Origin of the sequence: Cupriavidus plantarum (assembly GCF_905397285.1) — a bacterium.
GTDB classification, from domain to species: Bacteria; Pseudomonadota; Gammaproteobacteria; order Burkholderiales; family Burkholderiaceae; genus Cupriavidus; species Cupriavidus plantarum.
On record NZ_CAJPUX010000001.1, the window covers coordinates 1,271,149 to 1,291,376 of the forward strand.

Sequence of the window (20,228 nt, forward strand, 5' to 3'; positions counted from 1 at the left end):
ATGAGCGTGCGCGTCCAGCACGAGGACTTCGACCTCGGCGCGGAAGTCGCGGCGCTGCGCGCGGGCAATCCGGGCGTGGGCGCCGTGGCGAGCTTCATCGGCACCGTGCGCGACGTGAGCGAAGGCAGCAGCGTCAGCACGATGGAACTCGAGCACTATCCGGGCATGACCGAGAAAGCGCTCGAACGCATCGAGGCCGCGGCGCGCGAACGTTGGCAGTTGCTCGGCGTGACCATCGTGCATCGCGTGGGCCTGCTCCAGCCGCTCGACCAGATCGTGCTCGTGGCGGTGGCATCGGCGCATCGCGGCGAATCGTTCGCGGCGTGCGAATTCATCATGGATTATCTGAAGTCCGAAGCCCCGTTCTGGAAGAAGGAAGCGACGCCGGAAGGCGCGCGCTGGGTCGATGCGCGCGTGAGCGACGACGCGGCGCTGCGGCGCTGGGGCATTGAATCTTTCAACGCCGAGTCCTCGGCAGACCCGGATTGAACACTTGATGACACCGCTCGGTTTTCTGGTCGTCGGCATCGGCGCCGCATTGGGCGCCTGGCTGCGCTGGGGATTTTCGGTCCTCTGGAACGCGCTGAATCCGATGCTGCCCTACGGTACGCTCGCTTCCAACCTCGTGGGCGGTTACCTGATCGGCCTGGCCGTGGCGTACTTTCAGGCCAATCAGGCCGTGCCGGCCGAATGGCGGCTGTTCGCGATCACGGGCTTCCTCGGCGGCCTCACCACGTTCTCCACGTTTTCCGCCGAAGTCGTCTCCAACCTGAACACCGGCGAATATGGCTGGGCGCTCGCCCATCTGCTGCTGCACCTCGGCGGTTCGCTCGCGCTGACCGCGCTGGGTCTCTGGACTTACCGGGCGCTCGGGTAAGTCACTATCCTGCCCGGGCGCCCCGAGCGCCTACTATCTGGTGTTGTGCGTGTTTTTGTGTCGTCTGATTTGCCCCATAAAGCAGTTCAAGACAACGGAGACAGTTCATGCATGCGAGCCAGAAGCTTGCCGCTCTCGCGGCCGGCACCATCGCCATCGCCGCCTGTGGCGGCTCCGACAACAATAACAATAACAACGGCGGAGGCGGCAATACCAGCCAGAATCCCAACAACCGGCCCACGTTCGTGGTCGGCACCATCAACACACTCGCGTACGACGGCAATACCGATGACCTGCTGACAGGCGGTCTCGGCAAGGACGGCATCGGCAGCGCGACGGCGCCGGTGCCCGCCGATCCCACCGCGCCCACGGCGGCCGAACTGCGCCGCTATGCGATCTGGAACAACTACCGCGCGATCGTCGATACCTCGGCGGCGGGCGGTTACGGTTCGCTCTACGGGCCGAACGTCGATCCGCAGGGCAACGTGACGAGCGGGCAGGGCAAGATCGCGGGCGTCGAGTACCTCGCCTTCGCCGACGATGGCACGGGCCAGCAGAACGTGACGCTGATGGCCCAGATTCCATCCACGTTCGATCCGAACAACCCTTGCCTGATCTCGGCGACCTCGTCGGGCTCGCGTGGCATCTATGGCGGCATCGCGGTTGCCGAATGGGGCCTGAAGCGCGGCTGCGCGGTGGCTTTCACGGACAAGGGCACGGGCGCCGCGCCGCACGACCTGGATACGGACACCGTGCCGCTGATCAATGGCACGCGCGCCGCGCGCGTCGGCGCGGGGAAGACCGCGCAGTTCGTGGCGCAGCCGGGCGCGCAGTCGCTGTCCGATTTCACCGCGGCATTCCCGCACCGGCTCGCCTTCAAGCATGCCCACTCGAAGCAGAACCCCGAGAAGGACTGGGGCAACAACACGCTGCAAGCCATCGAGTTCGCGATCTGGGCGATCAACGACCGCTTCGGCGCGTTGAACACCGACGGCTCGCGGCAGGCCAGCATCGGCAAGGACAAGATCATCGTCATCGCGTCGGCGGTATCGAACGGCGGCGGGGCGGCGGTGGCGGCGGCCGAGCAGGACACCACGGGTCTGATCGACGGTGTCGCCGTCGGCGAGCCGAACCTGAACCTGCCGCCCACCGCGGGGGTATCCGTCCGCCGGGGCGGCGTGACGGTGCCCGCGTCGGGCAAGCATCTCTACGACTACACGACCACGGCCAACCTGATGCAGCTGTGCGCGAGCCAGGACGTGAACCTCGTCAATGCGCCGTTCCTGTCGTCGGTACCCGGCACGACGGCCGGCAATCGCTGCGCGGCGCTGTCGACGGCAGGGCTGATTACCGGTACGGACCTGAGTTCGCGCGCCGCGGGCGCGCGCGCGGCCTTGCGCGCGGCCGGGTGGGAGGCCGAGTCGGATGAACTCTACGCGTCACTGTCGGCGCTGGAGGTCGGGAGCTCGATCTCGGTGACCTACGCCAATGCCTATGCGCGCGCCAGCGTGACGGACCGCCTCTGCAACTACAGCTTCGCGGCGGTTGGCGGCGCTACGTCCACGCCGGTGCAGATCGCGCCCGCCGTGCTCAATGTGTTCTTCTCCACGGGGAATGGCGTGCCCCCGGGTGGCGGCGTGACGCTGATCAACGACGCCGCGTCCGGCGGCCCGACGCGCGATCTCGTGTCCGTTTCGACGGGCAGCGGCGTGGCCGACGCGAACTTCCCCGGCGCGAAGTGCCTGCGTGACCTGCTGACCGGCACCACGGCACAGGCGCTCGCGACGCAGACGGGCATCGGGCAGACGTATCGCACGGGCAACCTGCGCGGCAAGCCGGCCGTGATCGTGCATGGCCGCAGCGACGGCCTGCTGCCGGTGAACCACACGTCGCGGCCGTATCTGGGCTTCAATCGCGCGCAGGAAGGGTCCGCGAGCAAGCTGTCGTATATCGAGGTCGAGAACGCGCAGCACTTCGATGCGTTTATCGGCGCGATTCCCGGCTACAGCAACCGGTTCATCCCGCTGCACCTGTACGTGAACCGGGCGCTCGATGCCGTGTACGCGAACCTGCGCAGTAACCAGCCGCTGCCGCCGTCGCAGGTGGTGCGGACCACGCCGCGTGGCGGGCTGAACGGCACGGTCGCGCCCGCGATCACGGCGAACAACGTCCCGGCGATCGCGGCGTCACCCGCCTCGGGTAATGCCATCGCGGTATCGGCAAGCGTGGTGGATGTGCCTAATTAGCCATTTTGCAAGGATGGCGCGCCGTTGGCCTGTTTGGCATCGGCGCGTCTTGAAAAGACTACACCAAGCCCTATCTTTCGAAAGTCAGTGTCCGGCAGGACATACGGAGCGTACGCGGCAAGACGTATGCGGCCCGTCCCGCAGCAGGACACACTCATCGAGAGAGAGGGTTCTACATGCGTCTAGATAAATTCACCACCCGGTTCCAGGAAGCGCTGTCCGACGCGCAAAGCCTGGCGCTGGGCAACGACAACCAGTACATCGAACCGCAGCACCTGCTGCGCGCGCTGCTCGCCCAGAACGACGGGGCGGCGCGCGCGCTGCTGTCGCGTGCCGGCGTTAACGTCAATGGCCTCCAGACCGCGCTGGACGCCGCCATCAAGCGGCTGCCGCAGGTGTCGGGCACGAACGAGGTCCAGATCGGACGGGATCTCGTCAATCTGCTCAATGCCACCGAGAAGGAGGCGATCAAGCGCAACGACCAGTTCATCGCCAGCGAGCTGTTCCTGCTCGCCGTCTCCGACGACAAGGGCGAGACGGGTCGCATCGCGCGTGAAAACGGGCTCGCGCGCAAGTCGCTCGAGGCCGCGATCGTGGCCGTGCGCGGCGGCGACGGCGTCAACAGCGCCGATGCCGAATCGCAGCGCGAGGCGCTCAAGAAGTACACCGTCGACCTGACCGAGCGCGCGCGTTCCGGCAAGCTCGACCCCGTGATCGGCCGGGACGACGAGATTCGCCGCGCGATCCAGATCCTGCAGCGCCGCACCAAGAACAACCCCGTGCTGATCGGCGAACCCGGCGTGGGCAAGACCGCGATCGTGGAAGGCCTCGCGCAGCGCATCGTCAATGGGGAAGTGCCGGAGTCGCTCAAGAACAAGCGCGTGCTCGTGCTCGACATGGCCGGCCTGCTGGCCGGCGCCAAGTATCGCGGCGAGTTCGAGGAACGGCTGAAGGCGGTGCTGAGCGACGTGGCCAAGGACGAAGGCCAGACGATCGTGTTCATCGACGAGATCCACACGATGGTCGGCGCGGGCAAGGCCGAGGGCGCGATCGATGCGGGCAACATGCTCAAGCCGGCGCTCGCGCGCGGCGAGCTGCATTGCATCGGCGCGACCACGCTGGATGAGTACCGCAAGTACATCGAGAAGGACGCCGCGCTCGAGCGCCGCTTCCAGAAGGTGCTGGTCGACGAGCCGAGCGTCGAGGCGACCATCGCAATCCTGCGTGGCTTGCAGGAAAAGTACGAACTGCACCACGGCGTGGAGATCACCGACCCGGCGATCGTCGCCGCGGCGGAACTCTCGCACCGGTACATCACGGACCGCTTCCTGCCGGACAAGGCAATCGACCTGATCGACGAGGCGGCCGCGCGCATCAAGATGGAAATCGACTCCAAGCCGGAGGCGATGGACAAGCTCGAGCGCCGCACGATCCAGCTGAAGATCGAGCGCGAGGCCGTGAAGAAGGAAACCGACGAGGCGTCGCTGAAGCGGCTCGAGCTGATCGAGCAGGAGATTGCGCGCCTCGAGAAGGAATACGCGGATCTCGACGAGATCTGGCGCGCCGAGAAGGGCGCCGCGCAGGGGGCGGCCGCGCTCAAGGAAGAGATCGACAAGATCCGCCTGGAGATCACGCGTCTGCAACGCGAAGGCAAGCTGGACAAGGTGGCGGAGCTTCAGTACGGCAAGCTGCCTGAACTCGAGGGCAAGCTGCAGGCGGCAACCAAGGCCGAGGCCGACGAGCAGAAGCAGCCGAACAAGCTGCTCCGCACGCAGGTTGGCGCCGAGGAGATCGCCGAGGTGGTGAGCCGCGCGACGGGCATCCCCGTGTCGAAGATGATGCAGGGCGAGCGCGAGAAGCTGTTGAAGATGGAAGACCGCCTGCATGCGCGCGTGGTGGGTCAGGACGAAGCCGTCCGCCTGGTATCCGATGCGATCCGCCGTTCGCGCGCGGGCCTCGCGGACGAGAACAAGCCGTATGGTTCGTTCCTGTTCCTTGGGCCGACGGGCGTGGGCAAGACCGAGCTGTGCAAGGCGCTGGCCGAGTTCCTGTTCGACTCGGAAGAGCATCTGATCCGCATCGACATGAGCGAATTCATGGAGAAGCACAGCGTGAGCCGGCTGATCGGCGCGCCGCCGGGATATGTGGGCTATGAAGAAGGCGGTTACCTGACCGAGGCCGTGCGCCGCAAGCCGTATTCGGTGGTGCTGCTCGACGAAGTCGAGAAGGCGCACCCGGACGTCTTCAACGTGCTGCTGCAGGTGCTCGACGATGGCCGTTTGACCGACGGGCAGGGCCGTACCGTGGACTTCAAGAACACGGTGATCGTCATGACGTCGAACCTCGGATCGCATCTGATCCAGTCGATGTCGGGCGAGCCGCAGGACGTGGTGAAGGGCGCGGTCTGGCAGGAAGTGCGCACGCATTTCCGCCCGGAGTTCCTGAACCGGATCGACGAGGTGGTGGTGTTCCATGCGCTGGACCAGAAGAACATCGAGTCCATCGCGCGGATCCAGCTGCAGCGCCTGCAGTCGCGTCTGGCTCGCATGGACATGACGCTGGATATCAGCGAGGCGGCGCTGGCGCGCATCGCGAGCGCGGGGTACGACCCGGTGTTCGGCGCGCGGCCGCTCAAGCGCGCGATCCAGCAGCAGATCGAGAACCCGGTCGCCCGGGCGATTCTCGAGGGCAAGTTCGCGGCCAAGGACGTGGTGCCGGTGGACTACACCGACGGCGAGTTCACGTTCGGACGGTCGCTGCATTGATGGGCCCCTCTCCCTGACGGGAGAGGCGGGAGCGGGGTGGGAAGCGGGCCGGCGGTCGGCGCGTTCCCACCCCGCTTTTTTTTAGGTCGGGTTGGTGAGAAGATTTGCGTTGCAATGACGCAAGAACGGGCCAAAATCCGTATTTTTCGGCGCATTTCGCAGAAAGCCGGCCCAATGCAATCCGCCCGAAAGCAAAATCAGGCAAAATTGCGGTTTGCCGCCCTGCATGCAAATGTGCGCGGCGGCGATTTCTCAACCTGATTATTTATCGCGAGACATGCAATGAGTACCCAGCAGCCCACCATCATCTATACCCTGACCGACGAGGCCCCGCTGCTGGCGACCAGCGCCTTCCTGCCGATCATCCGCACGTTCGCAAAGCCGGCTGGCGTGAACGTCGAGACGAGCGACATCTCGGTGGCGGGCCGCATCCTGGGCTTGTTTCCCGAATACCTGACCGAAGAGCAGCGCGTGCCGGACAACCTGGCCGAGCTGGGCCGCCTGACGCTGCTGCCGGACACCAACATCATCAAGCTGCCGAACATCAGCGCGTCGGTGTTCCAGCTGACCAGCGCGATCAAGGAACTCCAGGCCAAGGGCTACAAGATCCCCGACTACCCGGAAGATCCGAAGACCGACGAAGAGAAGGCCATCCGCGCGCGCTACTCGAAGGCGCTCGGCAGCGCGGTGAACCCCGTGCTGCGCGAAGGTAACTCCGACCGCCGCGCACCGGCCGCCGTGAAGAACTACGCGCGCAAGCACCCGCATTCGATGGGCAAGTGGAGCATGGCCTCGCGCACGCACGTGGCTCACATGAAGCACGGCGATTTCTACCACGGCGAAAAGTCGATGACGCTGGACCGCGCCCGCGACGTGAAGATGGAACTTGTCACGAAGAGTGGCAAGACCATCGTGCTGAAGCCGAAGGTTTCGCTGCTGGACGGCGAGATCATCGACAGCATGTTCATGAGCAAGAAGGCCCTTTGCGAATTCTATGAAGAGCAGATGGAAGACGCGCGCGAAACCGGCGTCATGTTCTCGCTGCACGTGAAGGCGACCATGATGAAGGTCTCGCACCCGATCGTGTTCGGTCACGCCGTGCGCATCTTCTACAAGGAAGCCTTCGAGAAACACGGCAAGCTGTTCGACGAACTGGGCATCAACGTGAACAACGGCCTGGTGGACCTGTACTCGAAGATCGAGTCGCTGCCGGAGTCGAAGAAAGAAGAAATCGTGCGCGACCTGCACGCCTGCCACGAGCATCGTCCGGAACTGGCGATGGTGGACTCGGCCAAGGGTATCTCGAACCTGCATGCGCCGAACGACGTGATCGTCGATGCGTCGATGCCGGCCATGATCCGTATCGGCGGCAAGATGTGGGGCGCCGACGGCCGTCCGAAGGACACCAAGGCCGTGATCCCGGAAAGCACGTTCGCGCGGATCTATCAGGAAGTCATCAACTTCTGCAAGACCAACGGCGCGTTCGACCCGACGACCATGGGCACGGTGCCGAACGTTGGCCTGATGGCCCAGCAGGCCGAGGAATACGGCTCGCACGACAAGACCTTCGAAGTGGCGGAAGCCGGCGAAGCGCGCATCGTCGACCTGGCGACCGGTGAGGTGCTGCTGACGCAAAACGTGGAAGCGGGCGACATCTGGCGCATGTGCCAGGTCAAGGACGCGCCGATCCGCGACTGGGTGAAGCTGGCCGTAACGCGCGCGCGCAATTCGAACACCCCCGTGGTGTTCTGGCTCGACCCGTACCGTCCGCACGAAGCCGAACTGATCAAGAAGGTGGAAACCTACCTGAAGGATCACGACACCAAGGGCCTCGATATCCAGATCATGTCGCAGGTCCGCGCGATGCGCTACACGCTCGAGCGCGTGATCCGCGGCCTGGACACCATCTCGGCCACGGGTAACATCCTGCGCGACTACCTGACCGACCTGTTCCCGATCATGGAACTGGGCACCAGCGCCAAGATGCTATCGATCGTACCGCTGATGGCCGGTGGCGGCATGTACGAGACGGGCGCCGGCGGCTCGGCACCGAAGCACGTGCAGCAGCTGGTCGAAGAGAACCATCTGCGCTGGGACTCGCTGGGCGAATTCCTGGCGCTGGCGGTCTCGCTCGAGGAACTGGGCATCAAGACGGGCAACGAGCGCGCCAAGATCCTGGCCAAGACGCTGGACGCGGCCACCGGCAAGCTGCTGGACAACAACAAGAGCCCGTCGCCGAAGACCGGTCAGCTCGACAACCGTGGCAGCCAGTTCTACCTGGCCATGTACTGGGCCCAGGAACTTGCCGCGCAGACGCAGGACGCCGAGCTTGCCGAGACGTTCAAGGGTCTGGCCAAGACGCTGACGGAAAACGAGAAGACCATCGTGGGCGAGCTCGCCGACGTGCAGGGCAAGCCCGTGGATATCGGTGGCTACTACCAGCCGGACTTCGCGAAGCTGGAAGCCGTGATGCGTCCGAGCAAGACGCTGAACGCCGCGCTGGCCGCCGTCAAGGGCTGATCGCGCTTCGCTGTGTTGAAAGCCTGACGAAAGAAACCGTGGTATCCGGGCCACCCCAAGAGGGTGCCCGGCCAGCCCGTGTATGGCGCATGCACCGTTGCATGCCTCATGCACGGGCTTTTTCATTTCCGCTGCAGTGCACATGGCCCTGACGCTGGGCATGTCGCCACGCCGTGGTGCGATGCGGGGCGATGCGGTTAAATACGCTGTAATAATCCGCTGCGCGATCATCTTGTATATCGATATACGTGTAGTACGCTTGACACGATTCCAATAAAAAACGAGCCCTACTGCATCATGGCCGATACACGTTTGTTGAGCCTCTTCTCGCCATAGCGCGAGTCCCCGCAGTTTCCCCATTCCTTTCTTTCCGTTTCGAGCGATGCCGCGTGGTCGAGCCACCACCGCGGCAGGGGGACGCTTTTGCTTTTTCTCTTCTCGTTGTCGTCCTGGAGGACAAATCGTGTTGCACCTCAAAAGAACGCAACTGGGAATGGCCGCGGCCGTTGCCAGTACCCTGCTCATCATCTCGTGCGGCGGCAGTGACGATCCGCCCACGGCATCCAACCCCTCGACGCCTGCCACACCGGTGACGCCCGCCGACACGAGTTGCCAGGTGCTGGCCGACAATGGCAGCACGGTGGTCGTGGGTTCGAACCAGCCCGGCGATCCATCGCTGCCCGAGCCGGCATCGGGATATCGCAAGGGGTTGAAGCAGGTCAGCGCCAAGACCTACATGGTGTCCTCGTCGAACGCGTATGCGAGCGCGGCCGGATGCGCGATTCTCAAGAAGGGCGGCAGCGCGGCGGATGCGGCGGTGGCCGTGCAGTCGATTCTCGGGCTGACGGTGCCCGAAGCCACGGGCATGGGCTCGGGTGGCTTCATGCTGTACTACGACGCGCGGACCAAGTCCGTACAGGCCTACGACGGCCGCGAGTCAGCGCCCGCCGCGGCGACCGAGAACTACCTGCGCTACATCGACGACGTGACCGCGATGACGACGCCGGTGCCGAGCGCGCGCGCGAGCGGCCGGTCGATCGGCACGATCGGCATTCCGCGTCTGATCGAACGCGTGCAGAAGGAGCACGGCAAGCTTGCGTGGAAGGATCTGTTCGGCGATGCGATCTCGCTCGCGTCCAATGGCTTTCCGATCGGCGGGCGGCTGGCGGCGGCGATCTCGAGCAACGCCACGTCGCTGAAGCGCGACCCGGAAGCGCTCGCATATTTCTTCAATGCGGACGGCACGCCGAAGGCGCTGGGCACGGTGCTCAAGAACCCCGCCTACGCGAACACGCTGACGCAGATGGCCGCCAATGGCGCCAACGCGATCTACACGGGCCAGATCGCGCAAGACATCGTCAACAAGATCGCCACGACCACGGCGGTGGACGGCAGTGCGATTACCCCGGGCAAGACGACGCTTGCGGACCTCGCAGCGTATCAGGCCAAGATGCGTGAGCCGATCTGCACGACGTACCGCGCGTACTGGATCTGCGGTGCGCCGCCTCCGACGTCGGGCGGCATCACGGTGCTGTCGGCGATGGGCATTCTCGAGAATTTCGACATGGCCTCGATGAAGCCGACCGCCATCGACGGCGAGGGCGGCAAGCCCACGGTGCTCGGCGTGCACTACGTGAGCGAGGCCGAACGCCTGGCGTATTCCGACCGCGACAAGTACGTGGCCGATACGGACTTCGTGCCGCTGCCGGGCGGTTCCGCCAACACGATGCTGAACAAGCCGTACATGGCATCGCGCGCGGCGCTCATCTCACCGACGGCGAGCATGGGCACGGCCACCGCCGGCGCGCTCGGCAGCGTGCCGCTCGGCGTGGCGTCGCTGATCGAGCATGGCACCAACCATTTCTCGATCGTCGATGCGGACGGCAGCGTGGTCAGCGCGACCACGTCGGTCGAATCGAGCATGGGGTCGTTCCACATGACGAACGGCTTCCTGCTGAACAACCAGCTGACGGACTTCAACGCGACGCCGACGGACTCGCTCGGCGTGCCCATCGCCAACCGGGTGCAGCCGGGCAAGCGTCCGCGCAGCTCGATGTCGCCGACGATGGTGTTCCGCAAGGCCGCGGACGGTTCCATCGGCGACTTCTTCATGGCCACCGGTTCGCCGGGCGGCGGCACGATTCCGCAATACGTCGTGAAGACGCTCGTGGGTGTGCTCGACTGGGGTCTCGATGCGCAGCAGTCCTCGGGTCTGGTCGACTTCGGCGCGAGCAACTCGGCGACGACGACCGTGGGTGGCGAACATCCGAACATCGACGTCACGAACAGCGGCAACAACGATACGCTGATCACGGGTCTGCGCTCGCTTGGCCATACGATCTCGACGTCGTCGCAATCGAGCGGCGTCAACACGATCATCCGTTCGCAGAGCGGTGGCACGCCGATCTGGATCGGCGGCACCGATCCGCGTCGGGAGGGCGTGGTGCTGGGAGATACGTTCCGTCCTTGATCGGATTTTGCTGAACACCGCGCGTTTCCGCCCGCCGGCGGGAGCGCGCGTTTTTCTTTGGCGGCCGGCTTTTCCTGGCCCGCCTTTTTCGTCTGTTTCATCGCGCTCTTCCGAAATGTCGCGCGTCCGGGCCTTGGTGTCGCCAGACTTGACGGATGTCAATTCGCTGCTGACCTTGGACGTCTAGCCTCGCTTCTGTTTCCACCGAGCATGCGAGGTCATGATGGCGAGAGCAGCAGCGGATGTGGCAAGGGATGTGGCAGGGGATGTGGCAGGGGGGGCGGCGCGACATGTCTGTCGCTGGGCGGTGCTCCCCGCGTGTGTGATGCTCTGGGGATGTCCCGAACAGATCGGTCCGAACGCACCCAGCGACAAGGCGGGCACGCAGACCAGCCATACGGTGGGAACGAAAGGCGCCACCACACCGGGCAATGCGACGACGTCGGGGGGCACGTCGGCGGGCACGTCGGCCGGCACGTCTGTCGAGCAGCCAGCGGGGGATCTGGCCACGGAGAATCCGGTGCCCAAGCCCGATGGCGACGACAAGGCGGCCGTCGTCTATCGTGGAACGCTGTCGTTCGGCGGTACCGTCGTGGTGGCGCTGAACCAGCCCGAGGCGGGCATGGCCACGATCCGCTTCGACGATTCGGACTTTGGCCTGCAGGGTGCCATCGTCGGCAGCGTACGCGTGGCGCCGGGACGCGGCGAGCAGCTTGTCACGGCGATCGCCGCGGCGGGTGGCGATCCGCCGCCGGACGAGGTCATCGCGGCGCTGCCGCGCATCAAGGTGCGCATCGGGATTCGCGATGGGATCCTCCGGGGCGATATCGAGGGGTTGCCCAATGTCGCGCTGATGCGCGGGGGCGAGCCACGCGGCATCATGAAGACGCGACATCCGGGATCGCCGCAACTGGCCGGACTGATCCATGCGGTACGTAGCGACACCGCGCCGCCGCTCGCAAGTCTCGCGGGCACCTACACCTACATGATGGAAGGGGCGAAGTATCCGGACAAGTTTCATGCACCGCTGATCGGCTCTCAGGTCGCGCAGGTCGGTCAGTTGCGCATCGATAGCGATGGCATGTTCCGGGCTTGTCCGAACCAGGTCTATGCCGACGCCTGCGAGTCGGCCGGTGGCAACGATACCGTCACGGCCGCGGCGTTGCGGCTTGCGGATCAGACCCGCTATCCCGGACAGTTCGAGTTGTGGGACGAGGGCATGGCCATCGGCCGCATTTTCGCGCAGGAGATCGATGGCAAATGGCATCTGCGCATGTGGCAGCACCAACCCGTGGCGGCCGATACCGTCAAGCGCGCGACATGGGTCATGCAATCCGGCGCGAACGCGTTGCGGCCCGGCTATATGGACGGCGCGTGGGAATGCCGGGAGCCGGGGCTTGATGCCGAGGCGCGGACGCTCAATCCCCCCCCGCTGGACGGCGCGATCCTCCCCATGAAGATGGTGGCGAAGGGCACAGTGCTCGCGAACGACGAAATGGTGCCGGCGGAGATCGCGGACCTGACTTTTGATGCGGGATTCATCGCCGACGGTGCGTCCAGGCCGGCATCGTTGCCGGGGGTCGTGCATGTGTCCTGGATGCAGGCGCCGACGCCGGTCGGTGTCGCCGACCCGCGCCAGCAGGTGATATTGCCCATCGACGAGCAGACCTTTGTCTATCTGCGCGAACCCGACGCCGCTGAAGATTCCGCAGTGTGGGGGCGGTGTGGCCGGTGGTTAAACAAGCGGCCCGGCCGGTGAGGCCGGTCGTCACGGAGTGCGGAGTCATGGATATTGCACGGGCCGGTGGTCCCCTTCTTGTCGTCGTCTGCGGTCTGCTCGCGGGTTGTCCGCAAGAGGACGCGGCGAAGTCCGCCGACGCATCGTCTTCCTCGCGGCCGGCGTCAACGTCAACGTCAGCGTCGTCGGCAAAGCCGTATCTCGGCATGATGTCGATCGGTGGCACCATCGGGGTAACACTGGACGCGCCCGACCCCGGCCGCATCACGCTTGCGTTCCAGGATTCGCCGTTCGGCCTCCATGGCAGCCTCGTCGGCAATTACGTGCCGGACGAGGACCGCTATGTCGTCACGAGTCTCGCCGCGAACGCCGCCGATCCGCCGCCCGCCCATCTGCTGTCGCGGCTCGGCGAACTGCAGATGAGCTTTTACCTCGAGGACGAGCGGCTCGATGGTGACATTGCGCATCTCCCGTCGTCTCCGCTGCCGGGTGCACCGCCGCTTGCGGGGCTGATCCATGCCACCAGCCGGCGGACCCTGCCGGCCCTTGCGTCCATTGCGGGCGAGTATGCGTTCATGGTGACGGGAGCCCTCCATGTGGAAGGCAGTCCGTTCCCGGTGCATGGCAGTAACTCGGCAACGGCCGGGTACGCGAGGATCACGCCGGATGGCACGCTCCACGTCTGCCTCAACCAGGATGGCGAAGCCGGTTGCACGGGCGCGGCGTCCGATGCATCCGCACCCGTTGCCAGGCTGGAGGTGGCGGACCAGACCCGCTATCCGGGCGTGTTCGAGGTCCGCGCCGAAGGCGAGCTGGCGGGTCGGATGTTCGCGTCGCGCGCCGGCGATGCGTGGACGCTTGCCATCGACCAGCAGCAGTCGCTCGGCGACAAGCGCGAGCTGGCCGCGTGGGTGCTGCACAGCACGAAGCCTCTGAAGGAAGATGTTCTGTCGGGCAACTGGTCCTGCCGCCAGCCCGCCGTGAATTTTCCGCTGTTGACCACCACGGCCCTTGCCGGTGGGATGGACAGCCATACGCTCTGGATCGATGGCGACACGATCGCCGGGGGACGGGTGCCTGGCGCGGGCAGCAATCTTTCGCTGAATGCGGCATTCGGGGTTTTCAGCGAGACCAGGCCCGCGTCCGTCAACGGGCTGGCCCACGTGCAGTGGTTCGATCCACCGATGCGGCCCGATGGCGAACGGATCCGGGAACAGGTGCTGATGCCCATCAGCGGCCGACATATGGTTTACCTGAGCGAAATGCGCAAGGATCTCGACAGCGTGGTGTGGGGGGCGTGTCTTCGGGTATGAGCGGCCGGTTGCGTTTCGTCACCGTTGGCGCCAAGTGAATCTTCCGGGACCTGACGCAGATCAAGGCGCGCCCACATTGCCGCCTGTAGCATCGACCCGGTCATGGAGATGCGGGGGCGCTCTCCATGGCTTGTCTACCCGTTTCCACATGGAAACTTGGCCCGCGGCATGTAAATGCCGCGGGCTATTTTTTTGCCGGTATGTGCATATTGCCGCCTGTTCTTATGCGGAAAACGTGCAAGGTTCGATGAAACCATTCGTTCCGTTCAGATGGCCCCATCGGTAGTCTCTATTCCTGACACATTGAACAACCAGGCGCCACGCGCCGTTTCACGACATTTTCAGACGGGAGCACTACAGATGATTCGCAAGCTGGCCATCGGCCTCGCCGCCTTCGCCGCGATCGGCGCCGCCCAGACCGCCTCGGCCAACACCACGCTGCTCAACGTGTCGTACGACCCGACGCGCGAGCTTTACGTGGACGTCAATGCGGCCTTCGCCAAGGCCTGGAAAGCGCAGGGCGGCGATGCCGTCACGATTCGTCAGTCGCACGGCGGCTCGGGCAAGCAGGCGCGCTCCGTGATCGATGGCCTGGACGCCGACGTGGTCACGCTGGCGCTCGGCTACGACATCGACGCGATTGCCGAGAAGGGCTTGCTCAAGGCCGACTGGCAGAAGCGTCTGCCGCACAACGCCTCGCCTTACACCTCGACCATCGTGTTCCTGGTGCGCAAGGGCAATCCGAAGCAGATCAAGGACTGGAATGACCTGGTCAAGCCGGGCGTGCAGGTGATTACGCCGAACCCGAAGACGTCGGGCGGCGCGCGCTGGAACTACCTCGCCGCGTGGGGTTACGCGCAGCGCCAGCCGGGCGGCAATGACGCGAAGGCCAAGGAATTCGTGAGCGCGCTGCTCAAGAACGTGCCGGTTCTGGACTCGGGCGCGCGCGGCGCGACGACGACGTTCGTCGAGCGCGGCCTGGGCGATGTGCTGATCGCCTGGGAGAACGAAGCGATCCTGGCCGTGAAGGAGCTGGGTCCGGACAAGTTCGACATCGTGGTCCCGTCGGTCTCGATCCTGGCCGAACCGCCGGTCGCCGTGGTCGACAAGGTGGTGGACAAGAAGGGCACGCGCAAGGCAGCGGAAGCGTACCTCCAGTTCCTGTACACGGATGAGGGCCAGGAGATCGCCGCGAAGAATTACTACCGCCCGATTTCGGAGAAGATCGCCGCGAAGTACGCGTCCAACTTCCCGAAGGTCAAGCTGTTCACGATCGACGAAGCGTTCGGCGGCTGGCAGAAGGCCCAGAAGGCGCACTTCGCGGACGGCGGCTCGTTCGACCAGATCTATCAGCCGGGCAAGCGTTGATGCGTTGACCCGGGCGAGGGGGAGCGACCCCTCGTCCGGTGCCGGTTTCCCATTTTTCCCGCTCCATGCATGTCGCCGTTTTCGGGCGACAGGGGAGCGTTCGCGCCTTCTTTCGCGCGCAGTCCGCATCGTCCGAATAGTCCGTCCGATCAAGAGGTACCGTTCATGCAAGTCTTCTGGTTCATCCCCACCCATGGCGACAGCCGCTACCTCGGCACCTCGGAGGGCGCGCGCGAAGTCAATTTCGATTACCTGAAGCAGATCGCAACCGCGGCCGATACGCTTGGCTATGAAGGCGTGCTGATTCCGACGGGCCGCTCTTGCGAGGACCCGTGGGTAGCCGCCTCGGCGCTGGCCGCCGTCACGCGCAACCTGAAGTTCCTCGTGGCCGTGCGCCCTGGCCTGATGACGCCGACGCTGGCCGCGCGCATGGCCGCCACGTTCGATCGCATCTCGGGCGGCCGCCTGCTGGTCAATCTCGTGACCGGTGGCGATGTCGCCGAGCTCGAAGGCGATGGGCTGTTCCTCGATCATGCGGAACGCTACGAGGCGTCATCCGAATTCATCCGCGTCTGGCGCGACGTGCTGGCCGCGAGCCATGACAGCGGCGAGATCAGTTTTGAAGGGAAGCACATCAACGTGAAGGGCGCGCGGGTCCTGTATCCGCCGCTGCAGCGTCCGCATCCGCCCGTGTACTTCGGCGGATCGTCGGCGGCCGCGCACGACCTGGCGGCCGAGCAGGTGGAAGCGTACCTGACGTGGGGCGAGCCGCCCGCCGAGGTGGCGAAGAAGATCGCCGACGTGCGCGAACGCGCCGCAAAGCTCGGGCGCACCGTGCGCTTCGGTATCCGGCTCCACGTTATTGTGCGCGAAACCGACGCCGCCGCATGGGCCGCGGCGGACGACCTGATCAGCCGCCTTGACGACGAGACCGTGGCGCGCGCCCAGGCCGTGTTCGCGAAGATGGACTCCGAGGGCCAGCGCCGCATGGCCGCGCTGCACGCGGGCGGCAAGAACGCCCGCACGCGCGAGGCGCTGGAGATCAGTCCGAACCTGTGGGCGGGCGTTGGCCTTGTGCGCGGCGGCGCGGGCACGGCGCTCGTGGGCGACCCGAAGACCGTGGCGGCGCGCATGGAAGAGTATGCGTCCCTCGGCATCGACACGTTCATCCTGTCCGGCTATCCGCACCTCGAGGAAGCCTATCGTTTCGCCGAACTGGTGTTCCCGCTGCTGCCGCGCAACGTGCGCGAGAAGCTGCCGGGACAGGTCCTGTCGGGACCGTTTGGCGAAGTCATGGCGACCGGCATCGTGCCGCGCGCCGCGCAGAGCTGAAGGAGGGCACGCCATGTCCGCACCGCTACTTCCCGACGCCCGCAAGGTTCCCAATGCGGGCGCGCTCCGCGCGATCGCGCCGTGGATCGTTCCCGTGCTGCTGATCGTGGCCTGGCAGGCCGCGTCGCAGCTGGGGTGGTTGTCCAACCGCGTGCTGCCTGCCCCCCTGGCCGTGGTCGAGGCCGCATGGGGATTGGCCGTCTCGGGCGAACTCTGGCGCCATGTGTGGGTGAGCACGTGGCGCGCGCTGATCGGACTTGCCGTTGGCGGCGGTCTTGGCCTCGTGCTCGGGCTGCTGACGGGGACGTTCCGCACGGCGGCCACGCTGCTGGACAGCACGCTGCAGATGATCCGGAACATCCCGACGCTCGCGCTGATTCCGCTTGTCATTCTCTGGTTCGGCATCGACGAGACCGCGAAGCTGTTCCTGGTCGCGCTCGGCGTGTTCTTTCCGGTTTATCTCAATACGTACCACGGCATTCGCGCCGTCGATCCGGCGCTCGTCGAGATGGCGCGCAGCTATGGCTTGTCCGGCTGGCGCCTGTATCGCGAGGTGATCCTGCCGGGAGCGCTGCCGAACATCCTCGTCGGCGTGCGGTTTTCGCTCGGCCTGATGTGGGTGATCCTGATCGTGGCGGAGACGATTTCCGCGCAATCGGGCATCGGCTACATGACCATGAACGCGCGTGAGTTCCTGCAGACCGATGTCGTGCTGGTCGGCATTCTGCTGTACGCGCTGCTCGGCAAGCTGGCCGACGTGCTGTCCCGCGCGCTCGAACGTTACTGGCTGCGCTGGCATCCGGGTTACCAGGCATCCTGAGCAGGAGTTATCGCATGCAAAGTCATCCCCTCGAAGCGGCTGCCGTCGCCTATGTGGACGCCACCCTGCGTCGGCAGACCGCGGACGATCTGACGCATCCCACGCATCCGAATGCCCATGCCCGTGCGAATGCGCAGGGCGGCGTGGCGCTGCATGTGCAGCAGGTCGTCAAGCGCTACAACGGCCGCGAGGTGCTGCATGGCATCGAGCTGCAGACGAAGCCGGGCGAGTTCGTCGCGATCGTCGGCCGCAGCGGTTGCGGCAAGAGCACGCTGCTGCGCCTCGTGGCGGGTCTGGAAGGCAGCGACGATGGTGCCATCACGTTCGACGGAAAAAACGGCCGCGCGCAGCGCGAGGACATCCGCGTGATGTTCCAGGACGCGCGGCTGCTGCCGTGGAAGCGCGTGCTGGACAACGTCGCGCTCGGCCTGTCGAAGGAGCGCGTGGCCGATGCCGCGCAGGTGCTGGCGCAGGTGGGTCTTGCGGAACGCGCGCAGGAGTGGCCCGCGCGTCTTTCGGGCGGCCAGCGGCAGCGCGTGGCGCTCGCGCGCGCGCTCGTGCATCACCCTCGGCTGCTGTTGCTCGACGAACCGCTGGGCGCGCTCGACGCGCTGACGCGCATCGAGATGCAGGGGCTGATCGAATCGCTGTGGCGCCGCCTCGGTTTCACCGCGCTGCTCGTGACGCATGACGTGTCGGAGGCGATTGCGCTGGCCGACCGCGTTGTGCTGATCGAGGACGGCCGCATCGCGCTGGACGAACGCGTGGATCTGCCACGGCCGCGGCAACGCGGGTCGGTGGCGTTCGCGCAGCTGGAAGAGCGCGTGCTGCGCCGGGTGATGCAGCACGAAGGCAGTGAAGAAGTCGTCGTCGAGGTGCCGCGGGTGCGGCATTTCGATTCGGTGGGCTGGGCGGTCTGATATGACACCCGGCAAACGTGAACAGGTCTTTCCCAAGGAGCTTCTATCATGAGCATTCAGGCCATCAACGTACGTAATCAGTTTCGTGGCAAGGTCGCCAACATCATCGAAGGTCCGGTCGTATCGGAGGTCGATGTGGAGACGCCGGCGGGCATCGTGACCTCGGTCATCACCACGCGATCCATCCGCGATCTCGGCCTCGTGAAGGGCAGCGAGGTCGTGGCGCTGGTCAAGGCGACCGAGGTGTCGCTGGCCAAGCTCTAAGGGGTTCGAGCATGCCCGACGCACTCGACCGCTATCTGGAAACGTTGCCCCGGGGTCCCGTCGCGGGGCGTGAGCTGTGGCGCGATGCGAGTGGCCAGGTCCAGGGCCAGTATTTCAACTGTTCGCTGACCAGCGTGTTCGAGCCCCTCGTCACGCTGGCGGACCGCAGCGTGGTCGCGCACGAGGGCGCGATCCATACCTACGCCGAGGACGGCGTGGGACTCGCTGCATGGAAACTCTTCGCGATGGCGGCGGACGATGCCTCCCTGGTATCGCTGGACCGCCTGTCGCGGCTCGTGCACGCCATCAATTATTTCGCCGGCCCGGCGGACAAGGATGGCGGGCACAAGCTGGTGCTGAACGTGCATAACCGGCTGCTCGCGGCCGTGGCGGATGACCATGGCGCCGCGTTCCGGCGCGCGCTGCAATCGCTGGGCCTGCCGCTCGAACGGTTCGTCATTCAGGTGCCGGCAAGCGCCAACGACGATCTGCCGCTGCTGCTCCACGTCGTCGGCAACTACCGCCGCAACGGGTTTGCCGTGAGCCTGCAGGCATCGGATCCGGCCGAGGCGGGCGCGCTGATGGCGCACGCGCTGCCGGACTGGCTCAAGCTGGACATGCGACGCACGTGGACGGACCGGCAACTGTCGGGCCTGCGCGCGAGCGCCGCCAACGCGGGCGTGACGCTGATCGGCCGCCGCCTGCAGGATGAACTTGCCGTGGAACGGTTGCAGGCCGCGGGCATCGCGCTGGGGCAGGGCATTGCCGCGGGCGAGGCCGTGTCGGCACGAGACTTGCACGCAAGATCGGCCGCCGCGCCCGCCCCCTCCGCAACGTCAAAGGAGCCCGCATGAGTGCATCGACTCCCTCCGGGAACGCCCCTGTCGCCACGCCGCCAGCCGCCGTGGCGCCGCTCGCGGTGCCGCGCGGGCTGCAGATCCTTACGGTGCCAGGACTGCACGGCAGCGGCCCCGCGCACTGGCAGTCGCGCTGGGAGGCGCGGCATCCGGACTGGCAGCGCATCGAGCAACACGACTGGTCCAGGCCTAGCCTGCCGCTCTGGTCGGAACGCGTGTCGGAGGGCGTGATGCGCGCACGGCGCGTCGCGCGGGGCGGGGCGGTGCTCGTCGCGCACAGTTTTGGGTGTCTGGCCACGCTACGCCAGGCCGCGCTCGATCCGGTCGGGATTGCGGGCGCGCTGCTCGTCGCGCCGGCCGATCCGGACAAGTTCGGCGTCGGGGCCTTGCTGCCGACCTGGAAGCTGCCGTTTCCGACCATCCTGATCGCCAGCCGCGACGACCCCTGGATGGTGCAACGCACGGCGTTCAGCTGGGGCGCCCTGTGGGGCAGCGAACTCGTGGACGCGGGCACGGCCGGGCATATCAATGCGGACTCGGGCCTGGGCGAATGGCCCGACGGAATGGGCTATCTCGCCACTTTGTTGCAGCGGATCGCGTTACAAGATCTGCAGAGCGATGTTTCAGGCACCTGGGAGTCGAGCGTCGAGCTCGGTTGCACGACGCTTTATATCTAAAGCGTCTAAAGACATGCGCAAATATTCGTTCTTTTTATAAGGGCCTATCTGCAAAATTTGT

Annotated in this window: 16 protein-coding genes; all 16 read left to right on the forward strand. The window is 65.7% G+C overall.

The genetic code is table 11. From position 1 onward, the window contains the following. Entirely contained in the window at positions 1 to 489 is a 489-nt protein-coding gene (moaE, locus tag KHP16_RS05915) for a molybdopterin synthase catalytic subunit MoaE (protein WP_109581320.1), read from the forward strand. 7 nt (positions 490 to 496) lie between these two features. Then, on the forward strand, positions 497 to 877 hold the full coding sequence (gene crcB / locus KHP16_RS05920; RefSeq protein ID WP_211959990.1) for a fluoride efflux transporter CrcB: 381 nt from the start codon (positions 497 to 499) through the stop codon (positions 875 to 877). Positions 878 to 984: 107 nt separating this feature from the next. After that, positions 985 to 3,123, forward strand: a complete 2,139-nt coding sequence (locus KHP16_RS05925; RefSeq protein WP_211959734.1) for a 3-hydroxybutyrate oligomer hydrolase family protein — start codon at positions 985 to 987, stop codon at positions 3,121 to 3,123. Between the two features lie 176 nt (positions 3,124 to 3,299). Next, on the forward strand, positions 3,300 to 5,888 hold the full coding sequence (gene clpB / locus KHP16_RS05930; RefSeq protein WP_109581317.1) for an ATP-dependent chaperone ClpB: 2,589 nt from the start codon (positions 3,300 to 3,302) through the stop codon (positions 5,886 to 5,888). Between the two features lie 114 nt (positions 5,889 to 6,002). Continuing rightward, a complete protein-coding gene (locus tag KHP16_RS05935) occupies positions 6,003 to 6,149 on the forward strand; it encodes a hypothetical protein (RefSeq protein WP_211959735.1) in 147 nt (48 codons plus the stop codon). Positions 6,150 to 6,170: 21 nt separating this feature from the next. Next, a complete protein-coding gene (locus KHP16_RS05940; protein ID WP_109581316.1) occupies positions 6,171 to 8,408 on the forward strand; it encodes an NADP-dependent isocitrate dehydrogenase in 2,238 nt (745 codons plus the stop codon). Between the two features lie 493 nt (positions 8,409 to 8,901). After that, positions 8,902 to 10,878 (forward strand): gamma-glutamyltransferase family protein, encoded by a 1,977-nt coding sequence (locus KHP16_RS05945; protein ID WP_109581315.1) that lies wholly within the window; start codon positions 8,902 to 8,904, stop codon positions 10,876 to 10,878. 325 nt (positions 10,879 to 11,203) lie between these two features. Then, positions 11,204 to 12,637, forward strand: a complete 1,434-nt coding sequence (locus KHP16_RS05950; RefSeq protein ID WP_211959736.1) for a hypothetical protein — start codon at positions 11,204 to 11,206, stop codon at positions 12,635 to 12,637. A gap of 26 nt (positions 12,638 to 12,663) precedes the next feature. Beyond that, on the forward strand, positions 12,664 to 13,929 hold the full coding sequence (locus tag KHP16_RS05955; protein ID WP_211959737.1) for a hypothetical protein: 1,266 nt from the start codon (positions 12,664 to 12,666) through the stop codon (positions 13,927 to 13,929). Positions 13,930 to 14,289: 360 nt separating this feature from the next. Further along, complete coding sequence (locus KHP16_RS05960) at positions 14,290 to 15,297, forward strand: sulfate ABC transporter substrate-binding protein (RefSeq protein ID WP_109581312.1); 1,008 nt, start codon at positions 14,290 to 14,292, stop codon at positions 15,295 to 15,297. Positions 15,298 to 15,462: 165 nt separating this feature from the next. Next, positions 15,463 to 16,629 (forward strand): FMNH2-dependent alkanesulfonate monooxygenase, encoded by a 1,167-nt coding sequence (ssuD, locus tag KHP16_RS05965; RefSeq protein ID WP_109581311.1) that lies wholly within the window; start codon positions 15,463 to 15,465, stop codon positions 16,627 to 16,629. Between the two features lie 13 nt (positions 16,630 to 16,642). After that, positions 16,643 to 17,449 (forward strand): aliphatic sulfonate ABC transporter permease SsuC, encoded by an 807-nt coding sequence (gene ssuC, locus KHP16_RS05970; RefSeq protein WP_211959738.1) that lies wholly within the window; start codon positions 16,643 to 16,645, stop codon positions 17,447 to 17,449. A gap of 14 nt (positions 17,450 to 17,463) precedes the next feature. Then, complete coding sequence (locus tag KHP16_RS05975; protein WP_121491015.1) at positions 17,464 to 18,369, forward strand: ATP-binding cassette domain-containing protein; 906 nt, start codon at positions 17,464 to 17,466, stop codon at positions 18,367 to 18,369. 48 nt (positions 18,370 to 18,417) lie between these two features. After that, the gene (locus KHP16_RS05980) at positions 18,418 to 18,633 is read left to right on the forward strand and encodes a TOBE domain-containing protein (RefSeq protein ID WP_109581308.1); all 216 of its coding nucleotides are present in this window, start codon (positions 18,418 to 18,420) and stop codon (positions 18,631 to 18,633) included. Positions 18,634 to 18,644: 11 nt separating this feature from the next. Continuing rightward, complete coding sequence (locus tag KHP16_RS05985; protein ID WP_115952155.1) at positions 18,645 to 19,487, forward strand: EAL domain-containing protein; 843 nt, start codon at positions 18,645 to 18,647, stop codon at positions 19,485 to 19,487. Continuing rightward, positions 19,484 to 20,167, forward strand: a complete 684-nt coding sequence (locus tag KHP16_RS05990) for an RBBP9/YdeN family alpha/beta hydrolase (RefSeq protein WP_211959739.1) — start codon at positions 19,484 to 19,486, stop codon at positions 20,165 to 20,167. Before KHP16_RS05985 ends, KHP16_RS05990 begins: the two co-directional genes overlap by 4 nt. The last annotated feature ends 61 nt before the right edge of the window (positions 20,168 to 20,228 follow it).